At 41.8% G+C, this 20,989-nt stretch carries 13 protein-coding genes; 2 read left to right on the forward strand and 11 right to left on the reverse strand.

What is annotated here, in order from left to right; all coding sequences use genetic code 11:
- Positions 1-16: 16 nt before the first annotated feature.
- Together BM386_RS21120 and BM386_RS21125 are read left to right on the forward strand one after the other, a co-directional pair.
- Positions 17-3,310, forward strand: coding sequence for a biopolymer transporter Tol (locus tag BM386_RS21120; RefSeq protein WP_091697837.1), 3,294 nt, complete (start codon positions 17-19; stop codon positions 3,308-3,310).
- Between the two features lie 14 nt (positions 3,311-3,324).
- Entirely contained in the window at positions 3,325-4,206 is an 882-nt protein-coding gene (locus tag BM386_RS21125; protein ID WP_091697839.1) for a YicC/YloC family endoribonuclease, read from the forward strand.
- A 57-nt stretch (positions 4,207-4,263) separates the two neighbouring features.
- Here the strand turns inward: BM386_RS21125 and BM386_RS21130 are convergent, their stop codons facing one another.
- The 11 genes from BM386_RS21130 to BM386_RS21180 all read right to left on the reverse strand — a co-directional run bounded on the left by BM386_RS21130 (position 4,264) and on the right by BM386_RS21180 (position 20,956).
- Positions 4,264-4,938, reverse strand: coding sequence for an energy transducer TonB (locus tag BM386_RS21130; RefSeq protein ID WP_091697840.1), 675 nt, complete (start codon positions 4,936-4,938; stop codon positions 4,264-4,266).
- A gap of 159 nt (positions 4,939-5,097) precedes the next feature.
- Positions 5,098-5,775, reverse strand: a complete 678-nt coding sequence (locus tag BM386_RS21135; RefSeq protein ID WP_091697842.1) for an energy transducer TonB — start codon at positions 5,773-5,775, stop codon at positions 5,098-5,100.
- Positions 5,776-5,843: 68 nt separating this feature from the next.
- Positions 5,844-6,212, reverse strand: coding sequence for a VanZ family protein (locus BM386_RS21140; RefSeq protein ID WP_139235955.1), 369 nt, complete (start codon positions 6,210-6,212; stop codon positions 5,844-5,846).
- A 10-nt stretch (positions 6,213-6,222) separates the two neighbouring features.
- Positions 6,223-6,600, reverse strand: coding sequence for a glycine cleavage system protein GcvH (gene gcvH, locus BM386_RS21145; RefSeq protein WP_091697846.1), 378 nt, complete (start codon positions 6,598-6,600; stop codon positions 6,223-6,225).
- Between the two features lie 57 nt (positions 6,601-6,657).
- Positions 6,658-13,779: a T9SS outer membrane translocon Sov/SprA gene (sov, locus tag BM386_RS21150; RefSeq protein ID WP_091697968.1), complete on the reverse strand. Its 7,122-nt coding sequence runs from the start codon at positions 13,777-13,779 to the stop codon at positions 6,658-6,660.
- A 21-nt stretch (positions 13,780-13,800) separates the two neighbouring features.
- Complete coding sequence (ruvA, locus tag BM386_RS21155) at positions 13,801-14,397, reverse strand: Holliday junction branch migration protein RuvA (protein ID WP_091697848.1); 597 nt, start codon at positions 14,395-14,397, stop codon at positions 13,801-13,803.
- Positions 14,394-16,664: an NADP-dependent malic enzyme gene (locus BM386_RS21160; RefSeq protein ID WP_091697849.1), complete on the reverse strand. Its 2,271-nt coding sequence runs from the start codon at positions 16,662-16,664 to the stop codon at positions 14,394-14,396. The genes ruvA and BM386_RS21160 overlap by 4 nt, the downstream gene beginning before the upstream one ends.
- A 22-nt stretch (positions 16,665-16,686) precedes the next feature.
- The gene (locus BM386_RS21165; protein WP_091697851.1) at positions 16,687-17,784 is read right to left on the reverse strand and encodes a DUF4837 family protein; all 1,098 of its coding nucleotides are present in this window, start codon (positions 17,782-17,784) and stop codon (positions 16,687-16,689) included.
- Positions 17,785-17,906: 122 nt separating this feature from the next.
- Entirely contained in the window at positions 17,907-19,295 is a 1,389-nt protein-coding gene (locus BM386_RS21170) for a LysM peptidoglycan-binding domain-containing protein (protein WP_091697852.1), read from the reverse strand.
- A gap of 14 nt (positions 19,296-19,309) precedes the next feature.
- The gene (gatA, locus tag BM386_RS21175; protein WP_091697853.1) at positions 19,310-20,737 is read right to left on the reverse strand and encodes an Asp-tRNA(Asn)/Glu-tRNA(Gln) amidotransferase subunit GatA; all 1,428 of its coding nucleotides are present in this window, start codon (positions 20,735-20,737) and stop codon (positions 19,310-19,312) included.
- A gap of 18 nt (positions 20,738-20,755) precedes the next feature.
- Complete coding sequence (locus BM386_RS21180; RefSeq protein ID WP_008202345.1) at positions 20,756-20,956, reverse strand: Sec-independent protein translocase subunit TatA/TatB; 201 nt, start codon at positions 20,954-20,956, stop codon at positions 20,756-20,758.
- Between the last annotated feature and the right edge of the window lie 33 nt (positions 20,957-20,989).

Below are 20,989 nucleotides of genomic sequence, written 5' to 3' on the forward strand. Positions count from 1 at the left end.
TCTTTCAGCAAATAGAATGCGATATCACCTTCTACGAATTTTAGTTTTTGCTGGGTTATGGTTGAATTCATTTTTTGCCCTCGCTCAGTTTGACCAGGAGCGTTTTGGGAAAAACAGAATTCAGCACCAGCAGTTTGAATGGTACTTTTATTCCTCAAATAATTTTGAGGTTTATTATTATGACCGTGGCGGAGCAAATGCCAAAATGGCCATCGATTACTTGGAAAGCGAGTTTAATCGTCTAACTCAGATGATTGGTTATGTGGCTTATACCAAGCCTAAAATTTACATTTATAACTCTCCTGAGGAGCTTTTGCAGAGCAATATCAACCTGAACAAAGAGGAGTATAGCGAGCAGGGGCAAACCAACTTCAATAGGCTAATAGCCGAAGTAGCCTATAAGGGTGAAGTTGATGAATTCAAAGATGATTTGATTTATGGCACTGTAAAGGTCATAATCGAAGAGATGCTTTACGGTTCTTCTGTCTCAGATGCTTTTCAATCAAATCTTACCAATAGTTTTCCAGAGTGGTATGTGGATGGCATAGCACTCTATTTGGCGAAGGGCTGGAGTAGAGAAATGGATGATTTCGTCAGACATTATTTCGAAGAAGATGAAACGCCAAAAATCCTCAAATTGAAGGAAAGAGAAGCTGCCTTGGTGGGCCAGTCTGTTTGGAATTACATAGCCGAGCGGTACGGAAGAAGGTATGTGTCAAGCATATTGAATCTATCCAGAATAAACAGAAATGAGGAAAATAGTATAGCAAATACGGTGGGCTTAAATTATAAGACTTTTACTGAGGATTGGAAAAAGTATTATTTGAATATCAATAAACAGGTATCGAACACTTTTAAAGAACCAAATAAAGGGGCTATAGTCGCTGAAACTTCCCCAAGGTTTATAGGTGCGATAAATGATATTAAATTCAGTCCTGATGGATTAAATGTAGCCTATGTCATCAATAATGGCGGTAAGTACAAGGTTCAGATCAGGGAAGTAAGCTCTGGGAATGAACAAACAATTTTCGCAGGCGGTACGTCCCTTCAGGATCAGGAAGCCAATTTCACCTCTCCAATAATAGCGTGGAGAGATTCGGCAAATATTGCCATCGCCTCTTTCAAAAGAGGGTTTACTACGCTTAGGTTGAGATCACTGGATGGATCCAATCAGGATAAGATTTTTTTAAGAAATATCACGCAGATCCTAAGTCTTGATTTCAATAGCACTGGGAAAAACATGGTGCTTTCTGCCATTTCGAATGGTAAGTCTGATATCTACACACTGAATGCTAGAGGTGCAGGAAGAAGGTTGACCAATGATTCTTTTGATGAGCTGACTCCTATGTTTTTGAATGATTCCACGATCATTTATTCCTCAAATGCTACCAATTTGCCGGATTCGGTAATGGGGAAAAATTTAGAGTTGACTTCTTTACCGGATTATTACAATCTGTATATGGTGCAGGTGACAGATACAATCGTCACTAAGCAGTTGACTAATTCAAACAGCAAGAATATCAGACCTAGAAAAGTTAATAGCAACACGATTGTCTATTTGAGCGATTTGAGTGGGATAAATAACCTGATGCGAATGAGCATAGGTAATCAGGTATCAAATCAAATATCGGCCTACAATAAAAGTATCGAGGCTTTTGACATCAACAGTAGAATGAATAGAATGGCCTATTCGATTCGTGATGGAAGAGAGAGTTACTTGGTGATCGAAGGATTTTCCAGTGCCGATCAGTTTACGCCGAGTACGCCTAGGATTCAGCTAGAGCAGGCAAAAAGTCTCAATGAAAGGCTAGCCGCAAGGAGACTGATGGAAGAAAAAGAAGCAAGGGAAAGTCAACCACGAGTGACCCAGGAAGTCAGACCATCCGTGCCTATGGTTCCCCTAGATACGATTCCAAAGAATTCAACATCCTCAATAGATCTCAAGCGCCTTAGTTTTGAATCTAAAAATGGAATAAACACAGATAACTATACTTTCGATACCTTGCCGGCTAACCTTGGTTCTGCGCCTTTGGTGGCGGGGGCATCAGAGTCTAAAACAAACTTGCTAGAGTCTTTTAGAAAGGAAAGTTTAAGAAAGCGCGTGACTGGTCCAAGGGAAATGGAGCCACAGTTTTTTATCAATAGCCTCAATACTCGCTTTGTGGTAGATCCATTGAGAGGTTTTGGTATTGGTATCACTGGAAAAATGACGGATTTGCTCGATAATCATGTTTTCACAGGAGGGGTAATGACTACACTGGATTTTAGATCAGGTGGTGATATATTCTTCGAATATGAATATTTGAAAAGTAGAGTTGATTTCAAAGGAAGATTTGACCGGAAAACTGTTCGTGTGTCAGAGGGGGATATTACGTTCCAAAAGTATGTCTTAACAAAAGTCGAAGCAGGTTTTTCATATCCCTTGAATGCGAACGCAAGGTTTACGCTTGCTCCATTTGCCGCCAAAACCCAATACTTCAATCTTAATCCTGATTCTTTGATCATGGGACAAGATCCCGATCAAAATCGACTTGATGTAAACTATCTGGGAGGAAAAGCAGAGTTTGTTTACGACAGGACTCAGCCTCTAGGTTTGTATTCTCAGCGTGGCTTCAAAGGGAAAATCGGCTACACTCAGTACCAGTCTTTTAATAATAAAGAGCGTTCTTTCGGTAACTTTTATGTCGATTTGAGAGAGTATAGATCTATTCATAAGAATATTGTCCTTGCTGCGAGACTATATGCAGGCTCATTTATGGGGAATAATCCTCAGACCTATATGTTGGGAGGGATGGATAATTGGTTGTTTAACGAGTTTTATCGCCCGCCGTCCAATAGACCAGAATCTTCACCTATTAGAAATCCTACCGGAGTAGAAAATTCTAATATTTTATTTGCAGACTTTGTCGATTTGAGAGGTTATGATTACGATGAGATTCGCGGTAGAAATATGGTTACTTTCACCGCGGAATTGAGAGTGCCAGTGTTTTCCTATTTGACACGAGGCAATATCACTTCTAATTTTATTCGGAATTTCCAATTGGTTGGTTTCTATGACATAGGGTCAGCATGGAATGATTCTGCCCCTTGGGAACGCGTAAATGATCAAAACACAGAAGTAATCAACACAGAAGGATCTCCCTTTACGATCACCCTAAATAATTTCAACAATCCATGGCTTCAGAGTTATGGAGCAGGATTGAGAACCGTTTTGCTTAACTACTACGTCAAATTCGATGTAGCGAGACCAATCAGAAATTACGAAGCCGAAGATCTAAAGTTCTATGTAACTTTGGGCTTCAATTTCTAACAACAAATTTTAGTATGATCAAGTCAATGACCGGTTTCGGAAATGCCGGATTTGAGGATGAGCGAATGGTGATCCAAGTGGAAGTACGCACGCTCAACTCGAAATTTTTGGATCTTTCCATCAGAAGTCCAAGGCAGTTTAATGATAAAGAGCTGGAAATTAGAACTCTGGTTCAGTCTATTCTGGATCGTGGTAAAGTGAGTATCTCGATTGAATTCCAATCCAAAGGATCCGCCGAAATGCCAGTCAGCATTAATGAAGAGTTATTTAATCTCTTTTATCAAAAATATAAAGGGCTTGCAGAACGTGTTAGGGATGATTCTCAGGATATTTTCAAACTAGCATTGCAATCACCAAGTGTAATTACCCAAGTTACTGGCGAGCAAAGAGACGATCAGGCAGATTGGGATGAAATCAAAAAAGTACTGGTTATCGCTCTAAATAAATGTGATTCATTCAGACAGGATGAGGGGAATTCTTTGGAAGAAAAGCTACGGGGCAATATCAACACCATAGCCAGTGGGTTTATGCAGATCCAAGAAAATGAAGGGAAGCGAAAAGATCGAATCAAGCAGAAGATCCGAAATCACTTCAGCGAGTGGCTGGACGAAAATTCATTTGATGCCAACCGCTTTGAGCAGGAATTGATTTACTACTTCGAGAAATTAGATATTACCGAAGAGATTGTTAGGCTTGATACTCATTTAAAGTACTTTACAAAGTGCCTTTCCGAGGAAACTAGCCAAGGTAAAAAACTAGGATTTATCTCTCAGGAGATAGGAAGGGAGATCAATACGATAGGCTCTAAGGCCAACGATGCAGAGATGCAAAAGCATGTGATTTTGATGAAAGATGAGCTTGAAAAAGTCAAAGAGCAATCATTGAACGTATTATAGAAAAAGTGGCTGTTTCTACTGGTGAGACAGCCATTTTTTTTTGACTCCAGTCCTAGCCTAATTGAGTTTAAAGCGAATAGGCATCGTCATTCTTGATCGTACGACTCTTCCTCCAATTCTGCCAGGGTTCCAGTTTGGGGAGTTTTCTATTACCTCCTTAGCTATCTCATCACATCCTCCGCCGATTGTTCGGACTAGCTCTATATCTTGAATAGATCCATCTGTGTTGACCACAAACCTGACTATTACAGTTCCCTCTATGCCTATTCTTTTAGCTTGTGCCGGGTATTTCAGGTTCTTGTTAAGGTAGGCATACCAAGCATCCATACCGCCCTTAAACATGGCTTGTGCCTCTACAAAGTCTTCAATCACATCTACATCCTCTTTTACGGGCGCTTCAGTTATTTCTACTTCAGGGATGTTGGTTTGCTCCGTGGCGTTTAAGTCCAGTTTGAAATCAGGGATTTTTTCAATTTTGATTTCATCGGGAACCGTATTTACCTCTATCGGGACGGGAGGCGGTGGTGGTGGAGGCGGAGTTTGGATGGTCACTGGGATCTCAATCTCATCCCAATCATCTTTCATTCCTTCAAATGTCTTTATGTTCTCTGTATTTTTAGCCTTCCATTCGAAGGCCACCAAAACTGCTCCTAGGCTTACTGCAAGGCCTAGGTTAAACAATGTACCTGACCATTTTCTGAGGTCTAGCATTGGATTTTTTTTGTGTTCCATGAGTGTTTGATTAGAGGTTAGAAAAACTATTCTAATAAATTACACTACATAACTGGCTGATGCTAATCTGCTAACACTATTTAACTAAGCTAAAAGTTGTTAAGAACATTCCAAAAAAAAGACCCGATTTCTCGGGTCTCTTCTTTAGATATAATTTGATTAGCTCAATTTGAATCTAATCGGCAGTCTCATTCTAGTACGAACTGGACGACCACGTTGTTTACCTGGAGTCCACTTAGGAGCAGCACTTACTACTTTCACTGCTTCTTCGTCACAGCCTCCGCCGATTCCTCTCAAAACTTCAACGTCTTGAATAGAACCATCAGTATTTACAACGAATACCACGATTACCGTACCTTCAGTTCCCATTCTTCTTGCTTGAGTAGGGTATTTAAGGTTTTTGTTTAGGTATTGATTCCATCCTGCCATTCCCCCTGGTGGTTCTGGCTGAGTTTCTACCACGTCAAAGATTTGATCTACTTTCTCCTCTACAGGAGCTTCAGCGATGACCACTTCCTTAATTACCGTAGTTTCTTTTACATCGACATCGAAGTTAACTTCGATTTTTTCTTCGATTTCTACCTCATCAGGAATCTCCTCAATGATAGGCTGCTCTACTGGCGGCGGCGGTGGTGGTGGTGGCTGCTCTGTGATTGGAATATCTAGCAATTCTTCGAAGTTATCAGTTACTTGACCTAGGTCTTTCAATGAACCATCGTCAAACGACTTCCATTCGAAGGCAGCAAGGGTAGCACCTACAGCTACTGCCAAACCCAAGTTCAGAAACATTCCTGACTTTCTGGTTAGATCAGCGCTGGGAGTTTTTTTTGCTTCCATGATACGTTTGGTTTATTACGGTTAAATTTTGTTCTTTTCTGACTAACAATTGTAATAATTAATAGGCACTAATCCAAGCCAATCTTGGTAGTCGGAATCTTAAAATATGCTAATAAACCTGCTATTCCGCCTATTTCATTGACAATCATGTCTATATAATCGAAAGATCGGAAAGGGATAACTAGTTGTGAACATTCTAAAACTATTCCGGCGGCTACTCCAAAGATTAGATAGTTGATCAAGACTCTGCTTTCTAACCCGTTTACGAGTTCTCTTTTCAGGCCAACTCCACACCATAGAAAACTCAGGAGTCCAAAGCAAATGAAATGGATTAACTTGTCTTCTGCTTGAAATGATTGCTCTGGAAAGTTATCCCCCGGAGTCAACATAGCCACGGCTATGAAAAGAAGCCACACTATGGCAATTCCTAATCTCAAAACGAGCGGATTATTCTCCCACTAATTCTGCATACGCTGCTGCAGACAAAAGATCGGATGGAAGGTCTCCTGTGATCTTTACTTTGATCATCCAGCCTTGATCGTAAGGTGACTCATTGACCAATTCTGGAGAGTTTTCCAACGCCGGATTTACTTCCAAAATCTCACCTGCCACTGGCATAAATAAATCTGAAACTGTCTTCACAGCTTCCACGGAGCCAAATACTTCGTTTGTGTCTAAGGTCTCACCTGTAGTTTCAACTTCTACATAGACAATATCACCTAGTTCACCTGCGGCAAATTCTGTGATTCCAATGGTTGCAACATCACCGTCAATTTTAACCCATTCGTGGTCTTTGGTGTACTTTAGTTCTTGAGGAAAATCCATTTTCTTAAATAGTTAATATGGGAATCAAAATTAATAGGAATCAGTCAAGGATAAAATCTATTGACCTAAATTAAATCGAAGTTGACCTCCAAATGCGGTGGAGGTCCGCTTGTATGCTGTAGTCACCCTTGGTTCATTAATCGTTCTGTCAAAATAAAGGGTGAGATTTAGGTTTTGATTGATCAGATAGGAGATAGTCGGTCTTATAGAAATATTCAAATTGCCGCTCGTAACGGTACTTCCTTCTTCGATCTTCCGCTGAATCTGTGTCGTACTTACCACTTTTGAATCTAAATTGAACGTTAGGTCATTTTTTAAAACAGATTGTTTCCCCTGGAATTTAAACGGAATTTTCATGCCCGCTTTGGTATAGCCCAATGTCAATCCGAAGTCATTGCTTTTTTGTTCTGTCACTTGGGCGTTTGAGAAGTTTAGTCCTAAGCTCCTTTCCTTGTTATAATTGACAGCAATATTCAACCTGTCTTTCGTTAGCATATCTATGCCGATCAGCGGCCCGAAGCGTTCCGTCATCACAACCTGATTTAACACATAAATAGGGATATATTGGCCTTCTTCATTTATTTGGGTTGGTCTTGGGATATTTTGCAAAGTATTGTAAAGTTCCAGCCCTTGCTGATACTGAAGAGAATTAGAAAAATTACTGGCATCATAGGTGGAGGTGTACATATGCGTGATATTGATACTGCTAAAGACGTCACTTAGCCCTTTCAGTCTAGAAAGCCCTCGATAATCCAACCGCCAGTTTGGAAGTGGGGTTTTAGGAAAAGGATTCATGTTGAATGTCGCGGCATCTTTTCCTCTGTAAGCAGCCATGAATGCTGGAATTAATACATCCTGACCATTGATGGAATATTCACCTCCGCCGCCTTGTGCTTCCAGTCTATTTTTAATAATGGCTCTGTTTTGCTCAAAATCATTGAATAATGGAGAAACATTATCAAACCCATCCTTACTAAAGCTGGTGCCGAGCATGATCGTGGTAATACTGTATGCACCAAGGCGATTAGGGCTGATTGACTCATATTCTCCAGGGTTATCCAAGGAATTTCTGAAGATTTCCTGATATTCACCCACCTCTCGTTTGGTTGCGTTAAGCGTTATTTTGAAATCCTGGAAAGGTTCAACAATACTTCCAAACTTCATGTTTACTACACTGCTTTGCCTGAAAGTTTGGGTCAACTCGCTGCTTGGAGCCATGATTCCTGCTTGCGCAAATTCGTTTCTAAGATTTGGGTCCTGACTACCAAACAGGAATGCTAAACCTGGGTTTTCGAAGGCACGATCCATCCCCAAAAGTCCGGTATTCGGCATATAGCCTGGAAGGAAAGTACCCTCAATTTTCCCATAATTGAAGGTGACTTCTTTCACCATCATTAGCGTTTTGAGTAGGCTGTTGGTAAATGGAGTTCCTATGGTGTCTTCGGCTTGGGTTTCAGTTCTACCCGGAATGCTCGGTCGCTTAGGGGCATTCAGCGCAGCTAATTTTTTATTTTTACTATAAAGTTTGATCAGGTCAAACTTACCATTAAGAGATTGATCTCTGGTGTTTTGAATGGAATTACCCAAGGTGTCTTTTTGACCAATAGCGCCTGTTAGCCAAGTGTAGGTAGTGTTGTATTTGTAATCAGCTCTTATCCAGTCGGTAAATGGAATTTTGTCCAACGGTAAGGTGTAATTCAGATTGATACTGTGGTTATAGTTTGTGCGTCTTCCAAATCTCCAGGCATTGTATCTGACCGAATCAGACTTTTGCTCAGTATCCAAATCACCCTGAGGTTCATCCACCACCGCCATGACACTTCCTGTATAGTCCACTCGAAGGTTTTTGGTCAAATCCCAATTCAATGAATAAAAACGATTCATGAAAAAACTCTTTTGGAAAAGTGGGTCCACTCCGGCAGTACTGAGTTGATCATTTCTATACTGCGAGCGCAAATGCTTCCGGTCTATGTCTAGTCGGGCTAAAATTAGGGTAGGAGATAGGTTTAAATTAAAGTCCTTAATCAGTTTAAGGTACGGTGAATCCAAGAATCCAGCGTTTTTGAACGGCTCAAAATTAACTGCCTTAGGCTGAAAACTGTAGGTGACATTTCCACGATAGGTCTTATAGGTATAATCCTGAATCTGGGCATTGGTCTGAGTCATTATTCCATAGGCATAGGAGAACGACAAATTGCTGAGGTCATAAAAACGGCTCTCCGAATCCGGATTCATTTTTAGTTTTCTCACATTATTAAAACTGATGTTTTTGCGGTTTACCTGATCTACAGCTATGTCACGATACGCATCTCTTTGATCCTGTGTCTCGAATTTTTGTAGCGCTACTTCAAACGGCACATCTGGGTTCAATGGATCATATTCAGGCTTTGTGGTGCTGTTTTCTATCGAGAAATACATTGGAATACTGACTCCAATTGCCTCCGGTAGAAGTTTGTGAAGATCCACATTTGTAGATATGTCATACTGTGTGGTCGCTTGTCTGGCTCGCTGTGACAATCTGGTTTCCAAGCCTCCAAATCCAATGGAGCTGTGTCTTACAGATCCAGTCACTACTGCCAAATCAGCGATTTTAACATTCATAAGGGCGTTCGCTGCCCATCCATTCGATTTCGTTGCACCGGTCACACGGAGTTCATTTGCCCAGATACAAATACTTCTGCTTCCTCCTCCATTTGTACCGGGATTTCTCACCCCGATCATCGACGATTGGGATTGATTCAACTCCGGACGACCTACCACGGTGACTTTATAGCGTCCTACATCCTGTGAAAAAGGAATATTCAATGGTACTTGCTGGTTATCTCGGGCTACTTTGACGCCTACGATATCCTGGATAGCGATGTCAATTTCATTTTCTGCAGGCCAAATCAAAGCCGGGTCCCGGGTTCCTTTTGGCGTGATGATCAATGGGACTTCTATTTCATAATAGTTATCTGTGTAATCCGTTCCAAGTCTCAGAAAGGCAGTAATTTCCCCATCCATTGCATCTTCACTGTCGGCGTGAAGGAACATTTTGATCCGCTCAAACTGCACTAAATCCAAGAGTACGTTTTTGAAAACTGCCCGTGCATCTCTGGCTCCGAGATCTTCCACACATATGCGAAGCGATTGCTCGTTTAGTCTTCTTTCAACCGTAGAAGTGTTGTCGCGATCTCTGATGATTCCTGGAGGAAGGACATAGGGGCTTTCTGTAGAACTTCCCTGGCTGTTTTCTTCGATGCTGACCACATCCACCGTGACATTGGAGTTGTCAGGTTCAGGGATTTCAAACAGGCCTCTTTCGAAAAGAGATTCCTGGAATACTCGCCACTGGCTGCCTACCATTCGGAAGTTTGCCATTCTGAGTACTACAGGCTGCTCGAAATCAGTCAAATAAGTTCTGATCCAACGGATAGATTTGAAACCTGTGATGTCGCCTTCCACTCGATCTGGCTGACGAACCGGGATACGGAATAGGTACCAATCTACGGATTCCCCATTGACATTTGCGGTGGTTTTATCCACGATGTTATTTTGCCCTACGACCAAGCCTCCTGGCTGGAGATCCATCTCATAGGAATAATAGTTCTCCAGTTCATTGATCGTATTATCGGTATTGAGATCTTCGTTGTCCGGCGTGTTGGATCCTGATGGAGTGTAAGGCAGGTTTTGATTGGCTGATACTGGTGTATTGCCCTCCATACCGTTAAATTTTTTGTAGCGTTCTAGAATTTTTGTGTCATTTTGATCAAACTCTTCATCTAGGTAATACTTGAACAAATCCCCAGAGACATCTTCAAGGATTTCATTTCTGGCGACATTGCTAACGTTTAGGCGATTTAAAAATCTAGAACCGAAAAACTCAACTTCATCTTCATTTTTCAAGCCATCCAATCCTACATCCTGATTCTCTCTGGATGTCTCTGAATTATCAAATGCAGGCAGCAAAAATTGCTCTCTTGTAATTCTCCCCCATTCACTTTGCCCGGTTTCTGCGGGATCACCATCGGCCGGAAGTCCATTTTCAAACGCATGGCGACCATCTTTTAGAATATCTTCTGAGATATCTCCTAGGTTGATGAAAAGTTTACCACCTGTGGTATTGTTTTGATTGAATTTCCCGTCTAGCACTCTACCATTTTCGCCCTCAATAAAAGGATCTAAAAGCCAGAATTCTATGTATTCTATGTTAGTTCGGTCAAAGTCCACTTCGGTGGTAATGGCTCTAGTGATCCCACCATAATTTAGTTTAGGATTTGGCAGAAAACCATCGGAAGTCAGATTTGGATTATAATTGTACATTCCTCGCTCACTCGGAAAGTAAGCCATTTCAAAAAGAGGTTCGGCAGTGATTAAAACTTCATTATCCTGTTGAGGAAAAATTTCTTGGGGAAGTACTGGTCTTACATAGTGATTTCTCCTGTCTTCACGGGTAATATTTGGGGGTACTCCATTCCCATTGTCACGATAGAAAATATTGTCAATATTGTACCAAGCGACTCTTGCTCTACGGTATGCAGCACCTAGATTATCTTCGGTTTGATTGCTCAAGTCAAATCTATTGTCAAAAGTCTGGGGAGTGGAAGCTAGTTTCCAGTTTTGATTGGCAGCTCCCCCTAAATTGTAAGGTGTAATTGCCGCTTCAAAATCATCGATATAGGATGCGGGTTCTCCATTTACTTGGTTAGAAGTTCCTGGAATCAGGTGTGCAAATTCTCCACTGATCTGAACAAGAGAAGTCTCTTTGGTACTGGTAAATGGAAGCGCATCAGCCATTTTTGTTAGCCATCGGGATTCATCGGAGAAATTCCCGTCCAGACCCCACATGCTGTTTCTCAATGTTTCACTTCCTGTAGCTATTCTGGTGACATTTGGCCGCTCATTTAGATAAAGGAATGTGCCTCCTAAGTTAAATTTGTCACTGAATAAATAATCCAGCCTGGTCCCGAGTAGGCTTCGGGTTTGGAAGGAAACTAAGTCAGCTTTTTCAAAACTTACATTGATTTGTTTACCTGATTGAAGGATAGCGTCGTTGATGATAACTAGTCTTCCTACATTGTAATCAATGGTAAAATCCACACCTTCTGTCAATGGAATGTTCCCTGCCTGCACTATTACGGAGCCTGGCGAAATATTAAGCCCTGGGAGCTGAATTTCACTTGCCGATCCAGCTGTCAATCGTCCTTTTATAAAGTATTTATTAAGACGGGTAACTAGCTCTGCGTCTGCTTGAGTTGTTTTATAAAGTGTATCATAGACGTATTTCTCTTTTAACACTACTTCACCTGGCTGGAAATATTTTTCGAGGTTTGACCCAAAGGGCTCCAAAACTGGAAATACCAGCAGGCCACGATCAGTGAGGATGGTGAGCCCCTCCACAAAGTCAAAATTCCCATCTGGAGCGGGGTCATTCTGGGGATTAAGGTTATCCAATCCAGTGAGTCGAATCAATGGTTTATCTTTTACTTCTGCCCCTTCCAATAGCGAAGGATTGTCTAATCCCGTTCTATCATCTCTGTAGATTACCTGAAGCTGAAAACCGTCTCTGGTGATTTGATTGGCATTCAGGCTATAGACGTTTTTCATCATCAAATCCCAAGTTGGAACCCGGGTGTTGATTCGGGCGGGACGAAGAAGTTTCATGAAAATCAACTCATCTTCCTGCCTGTTCTGATAGTCTTCGGTTAATTCTCCGACTTTATATACCTGACCATTGTAAGTGTATTCGTAGGAGACTGCCAAAACTTCGTCGTTTTGAAGCCTTCGGAAGAGTGATAAATAACCCAATTGTGGATTGAAAAAGTACTCTGTTGACTCTAATTTTCTTGCGCCGTTTATTTGCTCGAAATCAATTCCTTTCCGTAGTCCTAAGCTGCTTTCCATCGCTCGGGAGCCTGTGTCAAAAGGACGGAATGCAGGATTACTTGAAATATTCGAATAAAGTTGGTTTGCTGAATTACCAGCCGGAGCCGATGGGGTTCCTGTTCCGATGGCAGGGTTGGTAGGATTGTAAATCACATGACCTTCCCCCAAATCCATGAAAGCAGCAAAGTTTCGGAGCGTTTCAGTATTTCCGGCTCTGTTCATGATGTACACCTCGATTCTCGTCACGTTTACACCGGAAAGAACCTGAGGGAGGCCTCTCAGCCAGCGCTCGTAATTGTCCCTAAAGAAATGTCCAATAAAGAAATGTCTGTTATCGTCGTACTTAGACGCTTGAATATCAAATGATCTGCCCTGCCCATTAGCATCTATGGTCAAATTGTCCCGTCGTCCACGTTGTGTAGAAGCGACTGCAGTTACTCCTAATTTGCCGAACTGGAGTTGCGTTTTTACTCCAAAAAGGTTTTGTGCACCCTGAATCAAGCGGTTTTGCACAGGCATACTGACATTACCGATTTCTATAGATTGGATAATGTCTTCCTCAAAACCGTCGAATTCAAGTTTCATCTGGTTTTGAAAGTCAAAGGAATTGTTTGAGTCAAAGTTGGCGGCTATTTTCATCTTTTCCCCCAAAGAACCATTCACAGCCATTTGGATCTGCTGGTCAAAATTGAACCCGCCATTCTGCTGCTGCCTGATCGGTAGGGTAGGGTTGTCCACTCTTCGAAAAATCGCTCCAAAATCCAGGTTGACATAACCTGATGGAACGATGTTGATTTCACTTCCTCCAAACAGTCTGTCGAAAGATGGACTGACAGTCAAAGGAGGAATCAAGCCTCTTCCTTCTACAGCACTTTCTCCATCTCCTCCTCGGGCACGGCTTCGCCAATATTCCTGCCTGACTTTGTATTCTTGAATCTTTGAAAATTGCTCAAAATCGTACTCTTGCTCATTCCCTACACGGACTGTATCAATCTGGTCCACTACATTGTATCGAAGTGTAGAATCGACTTTTACTTCTACATTTTGAGTAATAGGACTAGCCGATAAAAACGGTACCTGAGACTGCAAAAAGGGATTGCGGGTAGGGAATAGGGGATTCGTCCTCAGGTTTTGCCAAAGCAAATACGAGGGGGTTAGTCTCCTTCGATTCAATGAATCAATCCGGGACTGAACACTGTCAGGATTGGTTTGTTGAGCCTCAGAAGTGGAATAGGCAAGCAGAAGACCAAATAGGATGAATAGTTCTGGCCAACTACTAAGAAACCTCCTCCCGAAAAAAGTCAGTACACTCAAAAAGGTCAATTCAACTTAAAATTATGATGTCTTTAAAGATGCTTTAATTAAATCTTCTAATGAAATTTCTCCAGTGGTTTTTTTGAGCACTGTTGCTATATTTTTCTCAGCAGCAGCTTTAGGAAAACCTAGCGTAATAAGTGCTTGTAACGCTTCTTCGCGGATTTTATTGCTGGATTTCAAAAATCCTAGTGAAGTGGTAGGAGCTTCGGATCCGCCTTTCCCTACTTTGTCTTTAAGTTCCAAAATAATACGCTGAGCAGTTTTTGCACCTATCCCTTTGACATGTTGGATAGTAGCTACATCGCCGGCTAAAATTGCCTGCTCTATCTCGGCTGAGCTTAAGGAAGAAAGAATCATGAGACCTGTGCTCGGACCTACTCCATTGATAGAAAGCAACAGTAAAAATAGACGCTTTTCATCTTCCTTCTTGAATCCAAAAAGTGTATGTGCGTCTTCTTTGATATGAAGAAAGGTGAGAAGCTTGATCTGCTCCTCATCCTTTATTTCAGTGTATGTCTGAAGGGATATTTTTACATGATACCCTATCCCATTTACATCGATGATGACATAAGTTGGATCTTTGTAAACCAGTTTTCCGCTTAGATAGTCGATCATAAGCTACTGCTGGATTGAGCATCGACTACTGCAACGGCTACCATGTTTACGATTTCCCTGATCGAACTTCCCAGCTGCAAAATATGAACTGGTTTGTTCATTCCTAGCAAAATAGGCCCGATTGCCTCTGAGTTGCCTAGTTCCGCAAGGAGTTTATAGGCAATATTACCAGAACTCAGATCCGGGAATATAAGTGTATTTGCTCTCTTGTGAATAAGTTTGGAGAATGGGTACATTTCTCGCTGAATGTCTTCATTGATTGCCACATTCGCCTGCATTTCCCCTTCGATGACCAAGTCTGGGTATTTTTTCTGCGCTATGGCTGTTGCTTTAGCCATTTTCTCTGAGATTTCTCCTTTGGCAGATCCGAAGTTGGAATAGGAGAGCAGGGCTATTCTTGGTTCCATATTGAAGAATCTTACCGCATCAGCAGTCAAACCGATAATCTCAACCAGCTCTTCAGCGGTAGGATTAAGGTTTACAGTGGCATCTGCGAAGAAATATGGGCCTTTTGGGGTGTTCATGATATACATGCCTGCCACACGGTTTACCCCAGGCTTTACCCCAATAGTCTGGAGTGATGGCAAAATAGTTTTTGGATAATCACGGGTAAGCCCAGAAATAAATGCATCTGCCTGTCCTGTATCCACCATCATGGCACCAAAGTAATTTCGTTGGGTGACAAGTCTTGCTGCATCTCCAACGGTCATGCCTTTTCTGTGTCGCTTTTGGAAGAGCATGTCAGCGAATTTCTTCAATTGCTCCTTTTCTTCCATAGGATCGATGATGGTGACATTATTTAGATCCAGGGAATTGTCCGCTATAAGCGACAAAATCTTTTCTTTATTACCCAGTAGGATTGGTTCGCCGATTTTTTCATCACGGATGATCTGAGCGGCTTTTAGGATTTTACGATTATCAGCTTCCGCAAAGACAACACGTTTAGGGTCTTTTTTGGCTCTGGCGATCACCACAGACATCAGTCTTTGGTCAATTCCAATTCTTTCCTGAAGCTCAAGTTCATAAGAATCCCAGTCTTTGATAGGATATTTGGCTACTCCAGTCTCCATTGCCGCCTTTGCTACAGCAGGAGCGATGGTAGTAATCAATCGTGGATCAAGTGGTTTTGGAATTAAGTATAGGCGTCCAAAACCAAGCTTATCCTCTCCGTAGGCTTTATTTACAATATCAGGGACTGGCTCTTTCGCCAGTTTTGCGATAGCATGAGCAGCTGCCAATTTCATTGCTTCATTGATGGCAGTAGCTCTTACGTCCAAGGCACCTCTGAAAATGTAAGGGAAGCCCAGCACGTTATTGACTTGGTTAGGATGATCCGATCGGCCTGTAGCCATGATTAGATCTGGACGTGTAGCAACAGCTAAGTCATAAGAGATTTCAGGATCGGGATTTGCCAAAGCGAAAACTATCGGATTTGGCGCCATTAACATCAGCTGTTCTTGGGTGACAATATTACCGGCAGAAAGGCCTAGGAATACATCAGCGTCCTTCATGGCATCTGTAAGAGTAAAGAGTTCTCTGTCAGTAGCGAATTCTTTTCTGATCTCATCCAGATCAGTTCTATCTGATCTCAGGATCCCTACGATGTCACATAAAACAATATTCTCCTTTTTGATACCAAGAGAAATATAAAATCGAGTACAGGATATTGCTGCGGCTCCTGCACCGTTTACTACTAATTTTATTTTTGAAATATCCTTTTCAACGATCTCCAAAGCGTTTAATAAGGCGGCTCCAGAAATAATTGCTGTGCCATGCTGATCGTCATGCATGACGGGGATTTTCATTTCCCGCTTGAGCTCAGTTTCTATTTCAAAGCATTCTGGCGCTTTGATATCTTCCAGGTTAATCCCTCCAAAAGTAGGTTCGAGGGACTTGATTATCTGGATTAGCTTTTTTGGATCCTTTTCATTGATCTCAATATCAAAAACGTCTATGCCGGCAAATTTCTTAAAAAGAACTCCTTTTCCTTCCATGACCGGTTTGGAAGCTTCAGGGCCAATGTCCCCAAGTCCCAGTACGGCAGTACCGTTAGAAATCACACCTACGAGGTTGCCCTTGGCGGTGTATTTATACACATTCTCTACATCCGCTTCGATTTCCTTGCAGGGTTCTGCCACTCCAGGGGAATAGGCCAGCGCAAGATCCATTTGGCTAGAAAGCGGCTTGGTTGGATTTACTTCAATTTTGCCAGGCGAGCCTTGCGTATGATAATTTAGTGCGTCTTCCTTGCGGATTTTGATTGCCATAAAAGCTGATATAATTTGGGTTTTAGGCCCCCTGATCCTCCTGCCAACTCACATCAGTATTGAGGAGAATTGTCTCTATTTCACGAAGGGCATCCCGGTGTATTTCATTAGGGTAAAATACGAAGCCTTCAATGTAATAAAGTTTTCCTTTATCCTGATCAATCATGAGGTAACCTAAGTAGGATCCACCCATACTTGTGTTGTTGGTTTTCCAGGCGCCTCTTATTTCTGTGGTAAAATTATCATTAATCACCATGTTTCGGAAAGCTGGCGGAATTTGTTTTTCAGATACCACATAGGAAGTAGGGTCTTCTGGATCTCCAAAAATATGCTGTCTGGTAATTGAGTCTCTGAGTGCTAGGATGTTTGCTGGGAAAGTTTGCTCCTCTGAGACATAATCAGTTTCATAGAAAAATAAACTGATATCAGCCCTGTTTGCACTAGGAGTGATTTGTCTAACCCAAAGAAAATCATCTTCTGATTTGGCCACCTGATAGGATGCAGGCACATTAATTTCAATTTCAAGGTTATTTTTTGCTTCTACTGCCGCTGCCGAATTTTTTCTTGCGAGGATTATTTTTTCCAATCTGCCTCTTTCTCTTACTTCAAATAGATTTTGGAGGCGACTTCCATTTTTCTTTAGGTTTTCAACAAGTTGCTCTTCTGTATTTCCAAATAAATACAATACTTCCTGGCCGATCGCATATTCATCTTCCATTCTCAAGGAATAGATGTCTGGATCATTCATTGCCTTTTCTTTTGATTCCTTTGAAAATTGGGCATTTATAGCTTGGCTAGCGGATCCCTTGTCATCAAAAGTTGTTACGTAAATCAGGTTCGTTGACATTTTGAGCATACGTGTCATTGCTCTAGGGTCAACCGTATTTACTTTGAATTTTGCTTCTGATCTGATCATACCTGGTATGTCAGATTCAAAGATTTCTTTGAGCTGATCTCCTACAGGCCCAGCCCATTTTACTGAGTCTATCACTAAGATGATTTCCCCTATGGAGCCTCTGGCTTTTGGCTTGGAACTGTCCACTCCTGTTCCGTCGGATTCACAGGAAGTAAGTACAATACCCATAACGAGGGCTATGAGAATGGATGAAAAGGTCTTCATTTTTGGTCATTTGATTCTTGGATAGGGTAAATTAATGACATCGGAACATTTATCCTTATTTAGGATTGAATATTGCCATTACTTAAAAAAAATTAACAACTTCCGGCGAAATTCGGGTGGGATTAGCCAATTATCAGTTTTTGACCGGGCTTAATGTTATTCGAATTCAGGTTGTTCAAGCGCTTGATTTGCTCCACTGTCAATCCCTCATGTTTTCTGGATATTATCCATAAAGAATCTCCTGGCTGGACTGTATAGGTGGTTTGACCTGAGGAGTTTGTTTGCGTCGTAGCGATATTGCCGGACATACCTGAGTTGATTCTGAGTGTCTGCCCAACCCGGATCAGGTTAGAGGAAAGGTTATTCCAGGATTTGATTTGGGTGACAGTCACCCCGTGGCGTCTGGCGATGGAGCCTAGGACATCACCTGATCTTACTTTATAGGTTGTTCCATTTTGTTTGATCTCCTGAGCTAACTCTTCAACAGACTGAACATCCATATTGGATGCCAGTAGGATAGTAGGAGCATTATTAAGTGAATCATTTAACCATGCAAGATTTTCTTTGATGTATGGAACTTTGGTTCTTGGGATTCGTAGCGCCATACTTTTATTGCTTTCAGGCAATTTTCTATTCTTAATCGCAGGATTTAAAGTTTTTAGATCCGCTACGCAAAGGTTTGTTAGCTCTGCTAGTTTGTCCAAACTCAGTGCTCTATCAAAGCGAATTTTTTCGTATTCTACCACGTAGGTAGGATCTTCCGGGTGGAAGTTATGCTCTTCTAAGTGATTTAGGATATACAACATCGCCTGTACCTGAGGTACGTAGCTGCGGGTTTCCCTTGGTAGATAATTGTAAATTCCCCAAAAAGTTTTTTTGCCGCCAGATCTTCTAATTGCTTTTCTCACATTTCCTGGGCCACAGTTGTACGCAGCCATTGCTACTTCCCAATCCCCAAACATCCTGTAAAGTGATTTCAAATACTTTGCGGCAGCCTCTGTGGAAAGCTCCGGATCCATTCTGTCATCTACTTCACTATTGATTTTCATACCATACATTCCACCAGTAGCCGGCATAAACTGCCAAAGACCCATCGCACCTACACGGGATCTGATTTGAGGATCTAGTCCAGATTCAATGATTGATAAGTATTTGATTTCAAGGGGCATTTCATGCTTGGCCATCATCTCATCAAACATTGGGAAAAAAAGCTCCTTGCGAGCTAAGACCATTTTAGTATAGTCTCTGTTTCTTACCGTAAAGTACTGAATGAAGGAAAAAACGCGATCATTTAGCTCAAAAGCCATCTCATGATCCATTGCTTTCACCCGGCGATCTATTTCGTCATAGGTGAAATCTGGAATGTATTCGTAATGATAATTGGGTAAAACCTCTTCATCTAGAAGGGGGGCGGCGGCGATGGATTCATCATCCTGAGAAAAGGCTTTGGACAGGGGGATCAGACATGTGATAAGCGCAAGTGTGAAGTTTCTGAACAAAGGGTTTTTCATTGGGATAATGGGTTTTAGGATGTTAGTTCGGTTAAATAGTTACTGAACGCATACAATTCGGCCTCTTTGAACGAGTTACAAATCACCTGCAATCCAATTGGCATCCCTGACTCGTCTTTTCCATTTGGTAAAGAAATAGCCGGAACTCCAGACACTGAAGCTTGTACTGTAAAGAGATCTTCGAGGTACATTGCTACCGGGTCACCACTATGCTCACCAAACTTAAACGCTGTAGATGGCGTAGTCGGCATAATAATATAGTCAAATTCATTCAAAAGATTCTCTGTATAATCTTTTATTAATCTTCTGACCTTCTGTGCTTTGGTGAAATAAGCATCATAATAACTTGCGCTTAGTACAAATGTACCTAGCATGATTCTTCGTTTGACTTCTTCTCCAAATCCCTCACTTCGCGTCAGTTTATACATGCTTTCCAAGTTGTGGGCATTTGGAGTGCGGTATCCGTACTTCACTCCGTCAAACCGTGAAAGATTGGAGCTTGCTTCAGCAGTAGTTAGAATATAGTAAGTAGGGAGGATAAAGTCAAGTAAAGGAAAGCTAACTTCTTCTACACTATGCCCTTCAGATTTGAGTTTGTCCAAAACTGCCAAAGTGTTGGCTTTGATTTCAGGCTGTAGTGCAGGGGAATCTAGTGTCTCTTTTAGGTAGGCTACTTTGGCTTTTTTATCAAAATGCAAAAGTTGACTGTAAGGCAATACGGATTTTCTTGATGAAGTGCTATCGTATTCATCGTGACCTGCCATGATTTGCATCACCAAAGCATTATCTTTTACAGTATGGGAAAATACACCAATACAGTCAAAGGAAGATGCGTAAGCAATTAGTCCCCAGCGAGATACGCGGGAATAAGTTGGTTTCATTCCGATTACTCCGGTGAATGCTGCTGGTTGTCTTACTGAGCCTCCCGTATCAGTCCCCAAAGAAACTGTACATAGGTTTGCCTGCACTGCCACGGCAGAACCCCCAGAAGATCCTCCGGGAACCCGTGATTCATCCGCAGCATTTAATACGTTGCCATGGGCAGAATTCTCATTGGAACTCCCCATACCAAATTCATCACAATTGAGTCTGCCGATCACAATGGCATCCTCATCCAGCAATCGTTGGATCGCTGTGGTGGTGAATTGGGATTCGAAGCCTTGGAGGATTTTAGAGGAGGCGTTGGATTCGTGGCCTGAGTAGCAAAGTACGTCTTTGATGCCTATGACCATTCCAGCAAGTTTGCCGGCATTTCCATTCGCCAATTTTTCATTGATGAGATCAGCTTGAGTTAAAGCGGATTGCTCATAAACTTCGACGAAGGCGTTGAGATGCGCCTTCGTCTGAATGTTTGTAAGATAATATTGGACTATCGCCCGACAGTCTGTTTCCTTCTTTTCGAGCGATTTTTTTATCTCGTCGAATGAAATGAATTTTTCCAATTTTATTGGCTTAAGAGATTACTTTTTCTTGTCGTCTTTCAGACCTTCTTCTAGGTCGTTCTGAATGTCCTTTGTAGCATCTTTAAATTCTCTGATACCACGACCAAGGCCACGAGCCAATTCAGGAATCCTTTTAGCACCAAACAAGAGAAGGACGACTAATACGATCAGTACGATCGAGCCACCGCCCATGTTTTGAAAGAAAGCTAATGTTGTCATGATGGTGTTTGTTTAAGGGTAAATGTGGATACA

This window comes from Algoriphagus locisalis (assembly GCF_900116615.1).
In the GTDB taxonomy this organism is placed as follows: domain Bacteria; phylum Bacteroidota; class Bacteroidia; order Cytophagales; family Cyclobacteriaceae; genus Algoriphagus; species Algoriphagus locisalis.

Excerpts from the sequence above, each read along its gene's own strand:
- BM386_RS21125 (WP_091697839.1), top strand. The coding sequence starts at position 3,325 with ATGATCAAGTCAATGACCGGTTTCGGAAATGCCGGATTTGAGGATGAG.
- BM386_RS21170 (WP_091697852.1), bottom strand. The coding sequence starts at position 19,295 with ATGAAAAACCCTTTGTTCAGAAACTTCACACTTGCGCTTATCACATGT.
- BM386_RS21160 (WP_091697849.1), bottom strand. The coding sequence starts at position 16,664 with ATGGCAATCAAAATCCGCAAGGAAGACGCACTAAATTATCATACGCAA.
- BM386_RS21135 (WP_091697842.1), bottom strand. The coding sequence starts at position 5,775 with ATGGAAGCAAAAAAAACTCCCAGCGCTGATCTAACCAGAAAGTCAGGA.
- BM386_RS21165 (WP_091697851.1), bottom strand. The coding sequence starts at position 17,784 with ATGAAGACCTTTTCATCCATTCTCATAGCCCTCGTTATGGGTATTGTA.
- BM386_RS21180 (WP_008202345.1), bottom strand. The coding sequence starts at position 20,956 with ATGACAACATTAGCTTTCTTTCAAAACATGGGCGGTGGCTCGATCGTA.
- gcvH (WP_091697846.1), bottom strand. The coding sequence starts at position 6,600 with ATGGATTTTCCTCAAGAACTAAAGTACACCAAAGACCACGAATGGGTT.
- ruvA (WP_091697848.1), bottom strand. The coding sequence starts at position 14,397 with ATGATCGACTATCTAAGCGGAAAACTGGTTTACAAAGATCCAACTTAT.
- BM386_RS21130 (WP_091697840.1), bottom strand. The coding sequence starts at position 4,938 with ATGGAACACAAAAAAAATCCAATGCTAGACCTCAGAAAATGGTCAGGT.
- BM386_RS21120 (WP_091697837.1), top strand. The coding sequence starts at position 17 with ATGCGATATCACCTTCTACGAATTTTAGTTTTTGCTGGGTTATGGTTG.